Raw genomic sequence first — 15,103 nt, forward strand, 5'->3', positions numbered from 1 at the left:
TTTATTCTTAGTGCTACTGAACTATTACAACTCTTCGTAGAAGGTTAGCTTCGGCTCGCTTAACAACAAACCGTCTAGTGAAGCGAGTAAGGTTTGAAAATGTTCTGTTTTACAGTGTTGATCAAACGCCGCTTGGTCAGCAAACTGCTCTTGGAACAAGAACTGGGTTGAGTCGTTTTTATCTTGGAACAGTTGGTAGCGCAGGCAGCCTGCTTCATTGCGAGTCGGTTCTAACATTGCCTCTAAAGCTTGCTTTAGTTGTAACGCATGTTCTGGTTTAGCGTGAAATGCAGCTGTTAAATGAATCATAGTTGTGTTTACTTCTTTGTTGTTATGAAAGATATCGTTTTATAGATAACGACCTTGACGTTGCAAGAACTCAATCTTGTAGCCGTCTGGATCGGTAATAAAGAAGAAGGTAGCAAGGTGCTTTTGTTGGTGATCAAACGCTTTAATGTCACTCGCCTCAATGTCTAAGTTTTTGATGTGCTGATGAGTGGCCTCGATATCTTCGACACTGACAGCAAGGTGGCCGTAACCAGTACCATGAGTATACGGCTCGCTCTGATCATGATTGTGGGTAAGCTCCAGTTCGAAGCCTGTTTCTGGGTTAGCTAAATAGGTAAGAGAAAACCCGTCGAAGATATATTGGTCTTTGATTTCTAGCTCAAGTGCATTGCGGTAAAACTTAAGAGAACGCTCCAGATCACTTACGCGGATCATGGTATGAATCATTTTTGTCATGAGTACTCCTTATTAGTGCGCCCAGACTAGTCAGTTTTGGGTAGCAATAGGTAGTACTCAAGTACGACAATCAAATTGGAATTAGTTAAGTTCGCAGAGTGCGCTCTCAATCGTTGTTTGAGGTTGGCGAGCGTAGGTGAGGCAAGCACAACGTAATAGAGAAGCGAAATTGTTGACTTCACCATTGTGCTCTAATGCTTCTTGGTAAACGGTGCTGATGAACTTAGGCACCGTCATATCTTGAGCGGAAGCGATCTCTTCAAGAATCAACCAAAAGCTCGATTCTAATTTCACGCTGGTGGCATGGCCATCAATGCGGATAGAGCGAGTGATAAACTGATAATTATCCTGGGGCTGTTTGGCAAATATTTCACACATAATACGGTTCATTATTTTCAATAATCCGCAAATATTGGATGTTGAAGAGCAGGGCGTCAACCGTTTCAATGTAAAAAACGCCCTCAAGTGAGGGCGTGGAAGTGCACCAATGTAATCAGTGCGGAGCATGGATTATTTGATTTGCTGGATAAGGTATTCACCAAGTTGTGAGTGATGCATTATCTTCGATACTGGCAGAATGGTACCCGCTGGTCCCCAAGCGAACACATTGACTGGTGTATGTGTGTGTGTGCCTGTTCCCCAAACGGTATTTTGCTTGGTGGCTTGTTCTCGAGCGAGTAAGTTACCTCTGTCGTTGTATGGGAAGAACGCATCAAAGTCATTGACAGCTGGGACTGCTTCTTCACTCAAGTACTTGTGGCTAGCTAAGCGGTAAGGGTTTGGTTTGCTTGCCAATACGCGTTCTGCTTGCTTTGGGGTGATAGAAAACTCACTGCTTGAATTCACAATCTCAGCGAGTTTTTCCGGTGTTTGCTGTGCTTTATCGAGCTTTTGGAACTCGCTGATCATGCCGTAGTAGCTTTGCTTTTGATTGTAGAGGCCATCGAGAATATCAAACTGACCAAAGTTGAAGTTTGGTGCGTAATCACGCTTAGCAAAGGCTTCACCACTACGTTTTTCAGGCTTAGGAAGGTTTGCTGAAGAGTAGCTAAAGCCGAAGGAACCTGTCTCGTGGTCTGCGGTTACAATAACAAGCGTATCTTCACGACCTTTTGCCCAGTCGTAAACAGCGTTAACGGCTTCGTCAAATTTGATCAGTTCATGCAGCATGGTGCCCGCATCGTTGCTGTGGCCTGCCCAGTCAATTTGTCCACCTTCTACCATCAAGAAGAAGCCATCTTTGTCTTTTGAGAGCACATCTAACGCTTTCTCGGTCATTTCTTTGAGTGATGGCTGAGTTCGTTGTGGATCGTTTTTACTCTGGCTGTAGGCGATACCATCGCTCATACCAGAGTAAGCAAATAGGCCAAGTACTTTATTGCCTTTCACCTCTTCAAGCATATTACGGTTGAATGCTAAGCTGTAACCCTGCTGCTGCGCTTCGGTTAGCAAGTTACGCTCATCTTTACGCTTTGATTTTAGATACACATCACCTTGAGTGAGCTTCTCAAGTTGCTTGTAGGTATCGCCTTTGTCGTTAGTTGATTTTGGAATCCAATGACGAAGACCACCAGAAAGCATGACATCAACGCCAGTTTCTAGCATGTCGACCGCAATGCTGTTCTCAAGTGAACGATGCGGTTGATGTGAGGCAAAAGTGGCTGGTGTGGCGTGGGTCATTCGAGTATCAGATACTAAGCCCGTCGCTTTACCTTTTGCTTTCGCTTTTTCCAAAATAGTTTCAACATGGTTGCCTTGGCTATCAATGCCTATGACTTCAGATGCGGTAGGAATACCCGTTGCTAACATGGTCGCTGAACAAGCGGAATCGACCACAATAGCATCTTCAGGGTTAGTCAGAGAAGAACCAATCACACCTTCTTGCGCTAGCTTATAGAGTGCAGTAGTTCTGCCTTTGTAAATGGAGTTTGGTGCGTGGTTTGCGTAGGTCTCTAACAAGCCAACTTGCTGTGGGCCCATGCCATCACCAATCATTAAGATAACGTTTTTAATTTCTGCCGAGAGAGCATTAAAGGAGAGTGTCGAGGCAGCGAATACGGTAATTATTGGAGTTACGATATGCTTCATTGTTTATTTCCTTATTTATAAAAGCAATGCAATTAAAACAAGGGTTTATGACAAAATTACTACCGTAATGAAATGTTCATTGAGTTGTCATCTAAGAGGTCTAGCGATAAGAAAAGCCCACCGAAGCGGGCTTTGATTTAAGTTTAGGAGTTGAAAGTCATGGGCTAAAGTTAAAACCTTTCAGGCAGTACTTAGGGCCATGATTTGATAAAGCTCGATAAGGAGTACAGCAAGTATTCACTTGTTTGAGCTCTATCTCTTGCTTTCATCACTTATACCAACCGTAGAAAATTGCTGTTCATTCTTGCTGGTTAAAATCACTTATAACGGTGTTAAAGATTTTGTAGGTAGAGTAACTAGCTAGCTGCAATCTTTGCCTTGTTTTAAGTGATTTTACCGGCGCAATTTTTTGAACATCTAATTAACGGAACTGGTATTAGAATTAGTAACAGAAGTTGCGCCTTCAAAATAGGTGATGAAATACAAAAACGGTCTTAATAATGCAGTTAGGCACAAATACACGATTTCTTTTGAAATGAGATTGGTGGGGAGTGCCGTTTAGGACTTGTTAAGTGAGGGGGATGCAGCGTTAAATATAGACAGCTTTATCAACCACCATAGTCCAATGATATAACGGTACTATTATGGACTGGAGTGGAAAATGCATTCAAATGAGATAAGTTATCGTTACGAAAACTAATCGGCGTAAAGGTTAAACTAAGGCAAGAATAATGCCCCCGACCGTCAGCGCTGCAGATAGATATTGCCCTGCAGAGTATGAGTCGTCTTCCTCTTCTTTAATTTTGTCAGGATGATCCATGCCTAGCGCGCCATGGGCAAACGATTCTACTTTTTCACCCACCGTTTTATTTTCGATAGCTACTTCGTGGCCATTTTTGTCAATATCTTGCAACGCAGCAAGTAGGGCTTTACCTTCTGCCGACAAGGTCACTTTGTTTTGCTCAACTTGTAAAGGTGCGGACGCTGGGTGTCCCTCCGTGGTAGGAATGGTTTGCCCCTTGGCTTGTTGAGCAGAGTAGGTATTGACTGAATTGCTTCCTACTGGATTCATTTGATACTCCTTGGAACATCGACACTCAATTACTGACTGAGGTAAAAAGCATTAACTTTATATCGACGGCAGATGTCATATCTTGAATCATTCAGACAAAAAAATCGGTCTGCTTTTGCCGCCTAACCATACATCGTTAGGTTAAAGCAAAAACTAGACCGAAATTTAATTGTTGTTACTTACATTGAAGGTCGTTATTGCGCTTTGTGAGGTGTTTGTATGCAGCCATGCGATTAACGTCTTGTACGTAGCGCGCAGGAGGAGCAATAACATTAAGTTGGTAGTCAGAACTTTCATTGGAAATATCATCAGTCGGAGTGACCACCACGACGTTTAAATTTGGGTGACGGTTCAAAATAGAAGCTGCCGTACCTAAACCACCTTCAGTGTGAAACTTCCCAGCAATGTGAATGATCTGTGAGCCAGGCGTTTTCTCTAGGTATTTTACGATGGATTCTGCCATGGTTTCATCCCATGTAACCTGAGCTGCATATTGCTTCTCGGTCTGCTCTGGCTTGCCATGGTGCATGGATGCCATGAACTTTTCTTTGTACGGGCTGTTTGCCGTGTTGACTTCATCAGCAACAAAGCTACGTTCATCACTATCGAGCTTATCTATGTAGTCGACACCTTGACGACCAATACAACGGACAATGTCCTTCGGTGCATTTGCCGCAATCACTGGAATGTCCATTTGCTTAGCAAATTCTATCAATGGACGGTAATCGCTCTCGTAATTTGGCCAGGCATTACTTTGTTTCATAAAGTACTGTTCGCCAATTTCGCCTTTGAGATAAGAGTCCAAGATTGCTTGTTTATCACGAGTTACTTGTTCCATGGAGAGGACGACAGGGCGGTTAGTTGAAGACAGCTGTTTTAGCATTTCAGTCTGAAATCGGTGAATACCTGCATGCGTATGCCACTCTCCAATTAGAATTACATCTGCTTGCTGTAGCTCTGAGGTTAACTGATTAATGGCAATTGGCTCGCCTGAAGGATCATACAGTTGGTAGTCATAGAAACTGGTTACGTCACTTACAGTAACGTTGGGGGTGGTCGGTGTGTTAGACACACAGCCAGTAAGCAAGCCTGCAAAAATCAGACTTAATGTAGTAAAGCGCATTAAAAAGCCTCCAAAAATGTCCGAATGATATTAATGGAGGCTGGCAGATGAATCAATGCTAATGAGAATAATTTGCGTTACGTGCTATTCTTCACTGCTAGATTGAGCTGCTTTCTTACGGTAAACACGTAGCATAAAGTCAGCCTCACATTGGAAAAGTGTAGATGACTTTAACTCTTCGCGAAGTTCATCGTTGGCTTTCCATGCAAATGGCGTCATTTGTAGCAGATCGAACGCTACACCATTTTCTAAGTCCATGGTGTAGTTGAGCTTTTGTTGATGTTCTAATTCAAAGCCGTCAATGTTCTCTGGCTCTTCATTGTGTAAGAGAACTTCTTGGTAAATGCGCTCGCGGAACTGGTATAGGTGGCGACCAGCAGGTGTTACGGTAATTACTACGCCATTGTCTTTTATAACACGTTGCAACTCTTCTGCTTTACATGGTGCATAGATACGTAAAATCGCATCGAGAGATTGCTCCGCAAATGGTAGACGGTGGCTGGATGCCACGCTGAAATCACAGTTTGGGTAACGCTTAGATGCGTAGCGAATGGCTATCTTTGAGATGTCTAGACCATAAACACCCGCCTGTTCATCTTGCGCTTGCAGAGATTGCTGGACTTGGTCAGTGTAGTAGCCTTCACCACAACCAATGTCCAACAATTGGTGGTTAGTGCCTTCAGTGTATTTTGCACATAAGCGAGCGATTTCTTGGCGCATTGGATCGTAATGATTGCCTTCTAAAAAGCGACGACGTGCTTGCATCATCTCTTTGTTGTCACCAGGATCTTTTGAGCGTTTATGATGAGCAGGCATCAGATTCACGTAGCCTTCTTTGGCTAGATCAAATTGATGGTTGTTCTCACATTTAAACGTCTTTGCTGTGAGCGTAAGAGGTTGATGACATAGAGGGCATTGATAGTTCATGACGATCTCTGGACAGGTAGTAGGGCGGCTGATTCTATCAAAAAGGGATTCGGCAAGCGAAAGAAAAAAGAGCCGAAAACATCGGCTCTTTTGAACGGTAGCAATTGATTATTGCTTAGTGGAAGAAATCGACTTGCTGCTTCAAGCTCTGAGCTTGCTGCTGCAATTCTGTTGCGCTTTGAGATGTTTTCGCACTCGTATCACGGCTTTCGCGGTTAAGCTCACTGATCGAATGGGCGTTCGCAGCGATTTCTTGTGATACTTGAGCCTGTTCTTCTGAGGTCGCCGCAATGGCATCGGCTTGAGAGGCGATGGATTGAACTTGTCCTGCAATCGCTTCAAGTGCTGTACCAGCTTCTTGCGCTTTATCGAGTACTTTATTCGCATTTTGCTGGCTTTCGTTCATCATAGAAACAGCGTTACTGGTCGAGCCTTTAAGCTTTTCAATGATCTCAACCACGTCTTTAACAGAAGTCTGCGTACGGTGGGCAAGGGTGCGAACTTCATCTGCCACTACGGCGAAACCACGACCTTGTTCGCCTGCACGCGCGGCTTCAATTGCTGCGTTGAGCGCGAGCAGGTTGGTTTGCTCTGCAATTTCATCGATCATCTTGGTAACGGTTTGAATGCTTTCACTGTCATTGTTTACTTGTTCGATGGCTGCTGCCGATTGATCAAGTTGGTCATTCAGGTGCGCTACATCGATGCAGACCCCTTCGACTACGGCAAGACCTGACTGACTGTCCGTATTTGCCGAGCGAACATTTTCTGCAATCTGCTCTACTTGTTGTGCCACAGACTGAGCTGAGGATGCCATTTCCTCAATGGCCGTGACAACTTGCTCAACCTGCTCTTGTTGAAGATCTGATTGAGTTAGGTTGCGATTGGCATCGTCAACAACACTGGTTGAGTTAGTTTCTACTTGATCGCTGGTGGTACGAATTTCCCCAACTAGATCATCGAGCTGGTTTGCCATATTGGCTACACCATTGTTCAAATTGATGATTTCGTTGTTTGACGGCTGACCCGTCGCAGGGATATCGATGCTGACTTCACCTTTGGCTAGTCGAGCCATGAAGCCATTTAGTACAGTGAGCGGCTTCAATGTTCGATTCAGCACGATAGTTAACACGATGAAGGTCGCCGCACCAACAATCACCGAAATAATGATGATCAGCTTTAGTAATGCTTGGCTTCCCTTGGTTACCTCGTTGATAAAGGTGCCGCCAAGTAGCTTCCAGTTCCATCCCGGAACTTCGGTAAATACTAAGTATTTCTCACCAATGTTGCCCTGGTACTCAAATGGGTAGCGAATCAGACCACTGTCCTGCTCAAAAATTTGATGGAAAGGTTTATTGCCGTTGTAGTCTGCCACATCAGTGATTGGTGGATCGGTTTCTTCATGGCTTGGATGAAGAAGGTAACGACCTTGACTGTCTTTTTCATTATCAACAAGGATGGTGTAACCCGTGTCACCCCAGCTAACCGTTTGTAGTGATGCAAAAAGATTTTGTGTCGCTTTTTCAACGGGAAGGCCAATAAATGAAATGCCGTTTACCTTACCATTCGCATCTTTTAGTGGCGCATAGTAAGTGATGTAGCGTTTGCCATATAACTTGATCTGAGCGTAATATGGTTGGCCACTTCTAAGTTTTTGGTAGCCGGGATGATCAGAACCTAGTGTTGTGCCAACCGCACGGTTTCCTTGCGGGTCCTTTAAAGACGTCGATACGCGAATAAAGTCATTTCCAAGAGGGGCGAAGATCGTCGCAATAGCGCCGGTATCACGAGTAAAGCTATCAACTAACTTAGTGTCATTGATTAGGCTTTCACTGTATTGAGTAATGTTTGGCACTTGCTTACCCATAAAATCAACAGTGTAGTTTTCGACATAAACACCAGCTAAGTAACCATTTCGAAAGGTTGACTCCAGTACTTCGGCAGTATGTAAGTAAGCATTGAATTGCCCGGCTATGGTTTTGGCCATAGATTCAACTTTAGATTGATGTTCTTTCAGAGTGCTTTCTAGTAACACACTTGAAGCGTTTTGATAAACAAGCGCAGCAATGCTTGAAAATGCGATGAGTAGACACAGCGTGATCACCAGCTTGAGCTGGAAACCGACACTTTGATTTCGATAATTGTCTAGCATGTAGTGTCTTTCCTAATATTGGTTAAATTTATAATTTCCGTATCGGCATGCTAACGATTTATATGATGAGTTTTTTTGATATTTATTAAGTTATTTGTCAAAAGAATGAGCAACCAATAGCTTAGGTAGGAAATGACCGCTTGATTGCTCAGTTTATTTCACAAAGAGCAAATGATCGGCACTGTGGATAGTCGTCCTTTTGATTCATGCTATTTGTTTGTTAGAGGATAAGGAAAAGAAAACTCATACCTTCGGTTTAGGTCACGTTAATCCATGTTTTTTCTAGGTATTGTGGCTTCTTTCCTTGCGTTTAATAGAAGCCGATATGACGAAAAAAATCATTCTAGACACAGATCCAGGTATCGATGATGCGATGGCGATTCTTTTTGCTGAAGCGCACCCAGAGATAGATCTAATGGGCATCACGACGGTTTATGGCAATGCGACGATAGATAATGCGACTCAGAATGCCCTTTACCTAAAACAGAAGTTTGGTATGAATGCACTGGTTGCTAAAGGGGCCGATAAGCCTTTAGTGAAAGCACCTGTTGGGGCCACGGTTGTTGTTCACGGTGAAGCCGGTTTTGGTGATGTGAAAGCGCCGAGCTCATTGGATGTGAGCGCCATTGATACGCCAGCCTATCAGTACATCATCGATAGCGTTAGAGCGGAGCCGGGAGAAATCACTTTGGTGGCGGTTGGCCCACTTACCAACCTTGCGCTTGCACTCGAAGCGGACCCAGAAATCGTAAATTTGGTGAAAGAAGTGGTTGTGATGGGAGGGGCTTTTGGTGAAAACGACCATCGAGGCAATGTCACGCCATACGCTGAAGCGAATATCCATGATGATCCTCATGCAGCAGACAAAGTATTCACTGCTTCGTGGCCTGTAGTGATCATCGGTTTAGATGTGACAGAAGAGAGCTTCTTTACAGGGCAATATCTCGACCAACTGCGAGAAGACGCAGGAGAAATAGGGCAGTTTATCTGGGATGTCAGCCGTTATTACTTGAAGTTTTACTCTGAGAAGGTGGGGATGGATGGTTGTCATGTTCATGATCCTTCCGCTATTGCGTATGTGATTGAACCTGAATTATTCACGTTACGTAGTGGTGCAGTGAGAGTGGTCACTGATGGGCCAGCAGAAGGAATGACGATTCAGAAAATCGACCAACGCAAATATATGCATGATGAGTGGAGTACTTTCTCTGCTCAAAATGTTGGTGTCGGAGTGAAGAGTGATGCGCTACTTTCGCTTTATAGAGAGTCGATTATTCGTTATGCCACGCAATAACGGAGATGAGCTTATCGGTAATAGTCGATAACTTGGACTGAAATCCATTCGTTGTCTTGCTCTGTGGGAAGAGTAAAAGAGTTCGACGTCGGATATTGATTTTGATTGTCGAAGGTTAGCCCTTCAATTTTCTTAAACGGTTTGTTCTTATCGTAGAACATTTCAATGGTTACGGTCGTTTTCTGGTTTACGGAAACTTGGAAGCGGCAAATTCCGGTTGGACAATAGACTTGATATCGGGTTGGCGACAACTGCTTGTAATCGGAGACGTTTTTCTCTGCTTGTAATAAAACCTCAGAGCTAGCGCAGCCAAACAATAAGCTTGTAACGAGTGATATTGAATAAATACGGTATTTCATTATTGTGCCATTGTCTTGATTCGTTTTGATTGGTCACAGTATTACATGAGTGGTTCGTGTGTTGTGCTTGGGAATTGTAAAAAGGCCGGATGATCCGGCCTTTAAATTGGATTACTGCGCAGAAATCACTGTGATAAGCTCGTGCATCTCGCCAGGCTGAAGCGTCTTGCCTTGCTCGATACTTGGAGCGTGAACTGTCGACTCAACACACATCATGGTTTGGTAGCCATTGTCAGCCATGTCACCCATGCCTTGTGCGCCCTCTGCCCAAGGGTTCCACAATACTGCTGAGTTATGACCTTGGTTCTCTACGTTCAGTGTGCGACCCAATACTGGATCTTTAACCAAAATCTGCGCTTCTGGTTGAGTGTAAACACGGTCGATAGTATCGGTTAGCTGAAGAACTTCGCCACCTTGGCAGATTTCACCTGCTTTTAGACTATCTATGTATTCAGGGCCCATACCTGTTGTCTGAGCTTGCTTGATGTCACCGACGTTTAGGTAAGTGTGTAGCGCACCTGAGAATGTCCACTCTTCGTCATCGATGTTCATGACTTTTAATGTCACTTTTAGCTCGTCGCTGATTTCAACAACTAGGCGAGCATCGAACATGTGTGGCCAGATATCGTGAATCTCTTCAGTTGGGAACAGAGCCAGTTCAACGATCACGCCATTGTCGTTCTCACGGTGTTCAACTAATTCCCATTCTGCAGTGCGTGCAAAGCCATGTGCTGGCGCTGCAACGCGGCCAAACCAAGGCCAACAAACAGGGATGCCACCACGTAGTGCCGCTTTACCATCAAAGATAGCTTTCTCGCTCATCCAGATAAGGTCTTCTTGACCTGCAGGTGTAAACGATACGACATGACCGCCGTGTAGTGCGATGCCTGCAGTGGCTTTCTCATGAATAACGCGGACGACTTTAACCTGATCAATTTCTACGATTGTCACATTATCAGATAGAACTGTTAGGGCAGGGAGAGTTTTTAAATCCATGTGCTGTTTCCTATAGCTGGGGGAGAAATTACTCGACACACTTCGTACATCAAATGTAAAACTATGTCTGTCTTCTCTCAAATTCCAGATACAAAAAAGGCGACTCTAGAGCCGCCTTTTCTTTAACGAAGTTATTCGCTAATTGCTAACTTTCTAATTACTTAGAGATGTGAGCGATTAGGTCTAGAACTTTGTTTGAGTAACCGATTTCGTTGTCGTACCAAGATACAACTTTAACGAAGTTTTCAGTTAGAGCGATACCAGCTTTAGCATCGAATACTGAAGTTTGAACTTCGCCGATGAAGTCTTGAGAAACAACTTGGTCTTCAGTGTAGCCTAGAACGCCTTTTAGTTCGCCTTCAGAAGCTTCTTTCATTGCTGCACAGATAGCTTCGTAAGATGCGCCTTTCTCTAGGTTAACTGTTAGGTCAACTACCGAAACGTTAGCTGTTGGTACGCGGAAAGCCATACCAGTTAGTTTGCCGTTTAGTTCTGGAAGAACAACGCCTACAGCTTTAGCAGCACCAGTTGAAGATGGGATGATGTTCTGAGAAGCACCACGACCACCGCGCCAGTCTTTCGCAGAAGGACCGTCAACAGTTTTTTGAGTTGCTGTAGTAGCGTGAACTGTAGTCATAAGACCAGATACGATACCAAACTTGTCGTTAAGAACTTTAGCGATAGGCGCTAGGCAGTTAGTAGTACAAGAAGCGTTAGAAACGATGTCTTGACCAGCGTAAGTGTCTTGGTTAACACCCATAACGATCATTGGAGTCGCGTCTTTTGAAGGACCAGTTAGAACAACTTTCTTAGCACCAGCAGTGATGTGCTTACGTGCAGTCTCGTCAGTTAGGAAAAGACCTGTTGCTTCAGCTACTACGTCAACGTCGATAGCATCCCATTTTAGATCTTCTGGGTTACGCTCTGCAGTTACACGTACAGTTTTACCGTTAACGATTAGGTTACCGCCTTCAACTTCAACAGTACCGTTGAAACGGCCGTGAGTTGAGTCGTACTTAAGCATGTATGCCATGTAATCTACGTCGATAAGGTCGTTAATACCTACAACTTCGATGTCGTTGCGCTCTTGCGCTGCACGGAATACGAAACGACCGATACGGCCAAAACCGTTAATACCTACTTTGATAGTCATTATAGTTGCTCCACAACTTAATTTCTGATTAAAGATAACTGGTAGTAAAATTACAGAATCCAGTAAACGTCTGCAACAGATAATCGGACTTAACTTGTTTAAAGTCAAAAAAAAGCGACGCTTTTTTTAACAATTCTTCGCAAATGCTCGTTTTTTAAACTTTTATCTAGTTATTCTACATTCCAGTTGGCGTAATATAACTTTTGAGATAAGTACTCGTATCAAATTAATTACACATGGTGTCCTGGTGAGAAAGTATGTGCTACAACTGTTACGAGAAGCAAGTTTTTTGCTCAAAAAGTCATTGCCAAAAATAAGAAAGAAGGAAATGAATGCTGTGAAGAAAGATGGAATAAAAGTAACGAAGTCCGATGAGTACTGGCGTGAGCAGTTGTCTGTAGAGGAATATCATGTCTGTCGTGAGCAAGGTACTGAACCTCCATTTAGCGGCAAACTGCTCCATAACAAAGATACCGGAGTGTATGCATGTACCTGCTGTCACGCACCTCTGTTTGTCTCTGACAACAAGTATGATTCCGGTTGTGGATGGCCTAGCTTTGATGCACCAATCGATAACGATGCGATTCGTTATTTGAAGGATCTGAGTCACGGAATGGTTCGAACTGAGATACGTTGTGCGGCATGTGATAGCCATCTAGGTCACGTTTTTGAGGACGGCCCGGTATCTACCGGTGAACGCTATTGTGTCAACTCAGTGTCGTTAATTTTCAACAAATCAGAATAATAGTCGCACTAAATAATGTAAGAATGTTTCATCCTTTCATTTTTCATTCATAACAAGTGAGTAGTTGCTTACCCAAATGCAAGAACACCCTAAAGAGGGTGTTCTGTATTACTTTTCTTTAGCGGGCCTTTGCTTACTCAAGGTTTGCCGGAATCAGCCTTGGTTGGTATCGGCCTTTATCAATCGCTTTTGCTACATTACTCGCTATATCGTCAAGTGCGTCATATTTACTTGCATCGGGAAAGTTAAACATCACTTTGAGATTTTTTTCTGAGGCGACCTGCACTTCGAAACGCTTGGCTACCATCGTCCAAATGTAAGCTCGCTCTTTTTTATTCAGACCTTGATGAAGGCTCGCCATAGATTTGAGGATCTCAGGGTTTACTTTACCGTCATGTGTCAGAGACAACGCTTTATCGAGAATAGTGATTGTCTTTTCTTGATCGCGGGTAGTGTAGAAAGTCGCTAAAGCAAACTGCAATTCGGCGGTATCTAAAGCCGTTGTTCCTTCCATCTGTAAGAATCGTCTTCTCGCGTTGTTGTCACCAGTTTGAGACCAAAGAAAGTACAGCGTCGATGGATCTGATGTCGATTGCAAATCTCCAACAATACGGTCTAGCTCATCAATGCTATTAACTAAAGCATTAAAGCGTTGCCTCTTAAGTGCACTTTGGTCGATAGGGGTGATTTGAGAAGCGAGTTCTAGACATTTTCGGTATTCAGCAACCAGTTTGTATTCTTGTACTTTATTCGCTTCTGTTGGTGACTTCATAACTTCGAAACGATGCCATACCAGATTAGTGCGCGGAATACGGCACTGCCCATCACTCATATTGAGCTGTTCGCAACGAAGCTCAGGGTTCTTTTCACACAGTTCTTCGGTTGTCTGGTTTCCTTCAAAGCAACCACTGAGTAATAGAGAAAAGGTGGTTGCGACTAGCCAATTTGTACGTTTCATCATTTTGCTTGTGATCCGTTACACCAATTTATTTGAGTTGTCTTGACTCTGTTTAGTATCCGGTTATTTTCTGTGATGAAAATGTAATAAAAAGGTACATGATGAACGCAGAACAATTACTAAACGCGATAACCCCAGAAGTCTATGATCGCTTGGTTTATGCGGTCGAAACGGGTAGATGGCCTGAGGGTACACCACTTTCTCAAGAGCAGCGAGATTCATGTATGCAAGCTGTGATGTTGTATCAATCTAAACACAATACTGATGCACAGCATATGACGGTTGCTGCTGGTGGGGAAATAAGTTTTAAATCGAAGCAAGAACTTAAGAAGCAGTTTCGCCAAGAAGAGTCTGATATTGTTCGAGTGAACCCGAACTTAGACTGAAATTCGCGCAAAAAAGCCCAACTGAGAAGTTGGGCTTAATATTTGAAGTGAGTTTACAGGCTCATTTCGCCTCTTAGTACTTCCTGCATCTTGTCTTTAATTTGTTCGTAAGACAAATCTTGGCTTAACAAGTAGTGCAGTTTTGCTAGCGCTGCTTCTGGCGTCATATCAAACCCGCTGATAACGCCTGACTCCGCGAGGGCACAGCCTGTTGCATAGCCACCCATGTTTACTTTGCCCGCTAGACATTGAGTGAGGTTCACGACGATGACTCCACGCTCAGATGCTTCTTTTAAGTGGCCAAGTAGTTCAGGATTTTGTGGTGCATTGCCTACGCCAAACGTCAGTAAGATCATCGCGTTTACAGGCTGAAGTAGCGTGTTGCGGATCACTTCGTGTGAAATGCCAGGGTACATAGTGATCACGCCAATTGGTTGTGGCGTGATGTTGTGTACTTTGAAATCACCTTCTGGCTTTGCACCTACAGCAATGTTGTTACTGATTTGGATATTGATGCCAGCCTCTAGTAATGGAGGTAGGTTTGGTGAAGTAAAAGCATTAAAGCCATCAGCGTGAGATTTGGTACTGCGGTTACCACGCATCAACTGGTTATTAAAGAATAACGTTACTTCGTTGATTGGGTAATTTGCTGCAATGTGTAGAGCATTAAGCAGGTTTGCTTGACCATCAGAGCGTAGTTCTGCCAATGGGATTTGTGAGCCTGTCACGATAACTGGCTTACCAAGGTTCTCTAACATGAAAGAGAGCGCCGATGCTGTGTACGCCATAGTATCGGTACCGTGAAGAATCACGAAACCATCGTACTTTTCATAGTTATCACGAATGTCGTCGGCGATTTGCTGCCAGTCTGCTGGAGTCATATCAGACGAATCGATCAGAGGCTCGTACTCGTGAATTGTGTATTCTGGCATCTCTGGTCGGTGAAACTCTGGCATACTCGCGAGTTGTTTTTCCATAAAACCAGCTACTGGCACGTAACCATGGTCATCGGATTTTTGCATACCGATGGTACCGCCAGTGTAAGCGATGTAGATGTGTTTTCTAGTCATCGTTGTTTTTAACTTTCATGTAGGGGAACAGTGGCG

Annotated in this window: 16 protein-coding genes; 3 read left to right on the plus strand and 13 right to left on the minus strand. The window is 43.8% G+C overall.

What is annotated here, in order from left to right:
- Window positions 1–24: 24 nt before the first annotated feature.
- The 8 genes from ACTS60_RS21155 to ACTS60_RS21190 all read right to left on the minus strand — a co-directional run bounded on the left by ACTS60_RS21155 (window position 25) and on the right by ACTS60_RS21190 (window position 8,106).
- On the minus strand, window positions 25–309 hold the full coding sequence (locus ACTS60_RS21155) for a putative quinol monooxygenase (protein ID WP_440889859.1): 285 nt from the start codon (window positions 307–309) through the stop codon (window positions 25–27).
- A 39-nt stretch (window positions 310–348) separates the two neighbouring features.
- A complete protein-coding gene (locus ACTS60_RS21160; RefSeq protein ID WP_440889860.1) occupies window positions 349–744 on the minus strand; it encodes a VOC family protein in 396 nt (131 codons plus the stop codon).
- Window positions 745–825: 81 nt separating this feature from the next.
- The gene (locus tag ACTS60_RS21165; RefSeq protein WP_143692763.1) at window positions 826–1,122 is read right to left on the minus strand and encodes a ribbon-helix-helix domain-containing protein; all 297 of its coding nucleotides are present in this window, start codon (window positions 1,120–1,122) and stop codon (window positions 826–828) included.
- A 132-nt stretch (window positions 1,123–1,254) separates the two neighbouring features.
- Window positions 1,255–2,832, minus strand: coding sequence for an alkaline phosphatase (locus ACTS60_RS21170; protein ID WP_440889861.1), 1,578 nt, complete (start codon window positions 2,830–2,832; stop codon window positions 1,255–1,257).
- 712 nt (window positions 2,833–3,544) lie between these two features.
- On the minus strand, window positions 3,545–3,904 hold the full coding sequence (locus tag ACTS60_RS21175) for a hypothetical protein (RefSeq protein ID WP_440889862.1): 360 nt from the start codon (window positions 3,902–3,904) through the stop codon (window positions 3,545–3,547).
- Window positions 3,905–4,079: 175 nt separating this feature from the next.
- Window positions 4,080–5,027: a ChaN family lipoprotein gene (locus ACTS60_RS21180; RefSeq protein WP_440889863.1), complete on the minus strand. Its 948-nt coding sequence runs from the start codon at window positions 5,025–5,027 to the stop codon at window positions 4,080–4,082.
- An 84-nt stretch (window positions 5,028–5,111) separates the two neighbouring features.
- Window positions 5,112–5,954 carry a 23S rRNA (guanine(745)-N(1))-methyltransferase gene (rlmA, locus tag ACTS60_RS21185; protein ID WP_440889864.1) on the minus strand — a complete coding sequence of 281 codons (843 nt, stop codon included), beginning with the start codon at window positions 5,952–5,954 and terminating at the stop codon, window positions 5,112–5,114.
- A gap of 115 nt (window positions 5,955–6,069) precedes the next feature.
- Window positions 6,070–8,106, minus strand: coding sequence for a methyl-accepting chemotaxis protein (locus ACTS60_RS21190; protein ID WP_440889865.1), 2,037 nt, complete (start codon window positions 8,104–8,106; stop codon window positions 6,070–6,072).
- 325 nt (window positions 8,107–8,431) lie between these two features.
- Here ACTS60_RS21190 and ACTS60_RS21195 point away from each other — a divergent pair, with 325 nt between their 5' ends.
- Window positions 8,432–9,400, plus strand: a complete 969-nt coding sequence (locus ACTS60_RS21195; RefSeq protein WP_440889866.1) for a nucleoside hydrolase — start codon at window positions 8,432–8,434, stop codon at window positions 9,398–9,400.
- 11 nt (window positions 9,401–9,411) lie between these two features.
- Here the strand turns inward: ACTS60_RS21195 and ACTS60_RS21200 are convergent, their stop codons facing one another.
- The 3 genes from ACTS60_RS21200 to gap all read right to left on the minus strand — a co-directional run bounded on the left by ACTS60_RS21200 (window position 9,412) and on the right by gap (window position 11,908).
- On the minus strand, window positions 9,412–9,759 hold the full coding sequence (locus tag ACTS60_RS21200; RefSeq protein ID WP_440889867.1) for a spore gernimation protein: 348 nt from the start codon (window positions 9,757–9,759) through the stop codon (window positions 9,412–9,414).
- A 111-nt stretch (window positions 9,760–9,870) separates the two neighbouring features.
- Window positions 9,871–10,755, minus strand: a complete 885-nt coding sequence (locus ACTS60_RS21205) for a D-hexose-6-phosphate mutarotase (protein ID WP_440889868.1) — start codon at window positions 10,753–10,755, stop codon at window positions 9,871–9,873.
- 157 nt (window positions 10,756–10,912) lie between these two features.
- Complete coding sequence (gap, locus tag ACTS60_RS21210; protein WP_010449472.1) at window positions 10,913–11,908, minus strand: type I glyceraldehyde-3-phosphate dehydrogenase; 996 nt, start codon at window positions 11,906–11,908, stop codon at window positions 10,913–10,915.
- A gap of 328 nt (window positions 11,909–12,236) precedes the next feature.
- Between gap and msrB the strand changes: the two genes are divergently transcribed.
- Window positions 12,237–12,653 carry a peptide-methionine (R)-S-oxide reductase MsrB gene (msrB, locus tag ACTS60_RS21215; RefSeq protein ID WP_440889869.1) on the plus strand — a complete coding sequence of 139 codons (417 nt, stop codon included), beginning with the start codon at window positions 12,237–12,239 and terminating at the stop codon, window positions 12,651–12,653.
- A gap of 133 nt (window positions 12,654–12,786) precedes the next feature.
- On the opposite strand, the gene ACTS60_RS21220 is transcribed toward msrB, so the two are convergent.
- Entirely contained in the window at window positions 12,787–13,611 is an 825-nt protein-coding gene (locus tag ACTS60_RS21220) for a DUF2989 domain-containing protein (RefSeq protein ID WP_440890151.1), read from the minus strand.
- Between the two features lie 101 nt (window positions 13,612–13,712).
- Here ACTS60_RS21220 and ACTS60_RS21225 point away from each other — a divergent pair, with 101 nt between their 5' ends.
- Window positions 13,713–13,997 carry a YeaC family protein gene (locus ACTS60_RS21225; RefSeq protein ID WP_440890152.1) on the plus strand — a complete coding sequence of 95 codons (285 nt, stop codon included), beginning with the start codon at window positions 13,713–13,715 and terminating at the stop codon, window positions 13,995–13,997.
- A 53-nt stretch (window positions 13,998–14,050) separates the two neighbouring features.
- On the opposite strand, the gene ansA is transcribed toward ACTS60_RS21225, so the two are convergent.
- Window positions 14,051–15,067 carry an asparaginase gene (ansA, locus tag ACTS60_RS21230; protein WP_440889870.1) on the minus strand — a complete coding sequence of 339 codons (1,017 nt, stop codon included), beginning with the start codon at window positions 15,065–15,067 and terminating at the stop codon, window positions 14,051–14,053.
- Between the last annotated feature and the right edge of the window lie 36 nt (window positions 15,068–15,103).

This window comes from Vibrio sp. WZ-1, from assembly GCF_052037695.1.
Classification (GTDB): domain Bacteria; phylum Pseudomonadota; class Gammaproteobacteria; order Enterobacterales; family Vibrionaceae; genus Vibrio.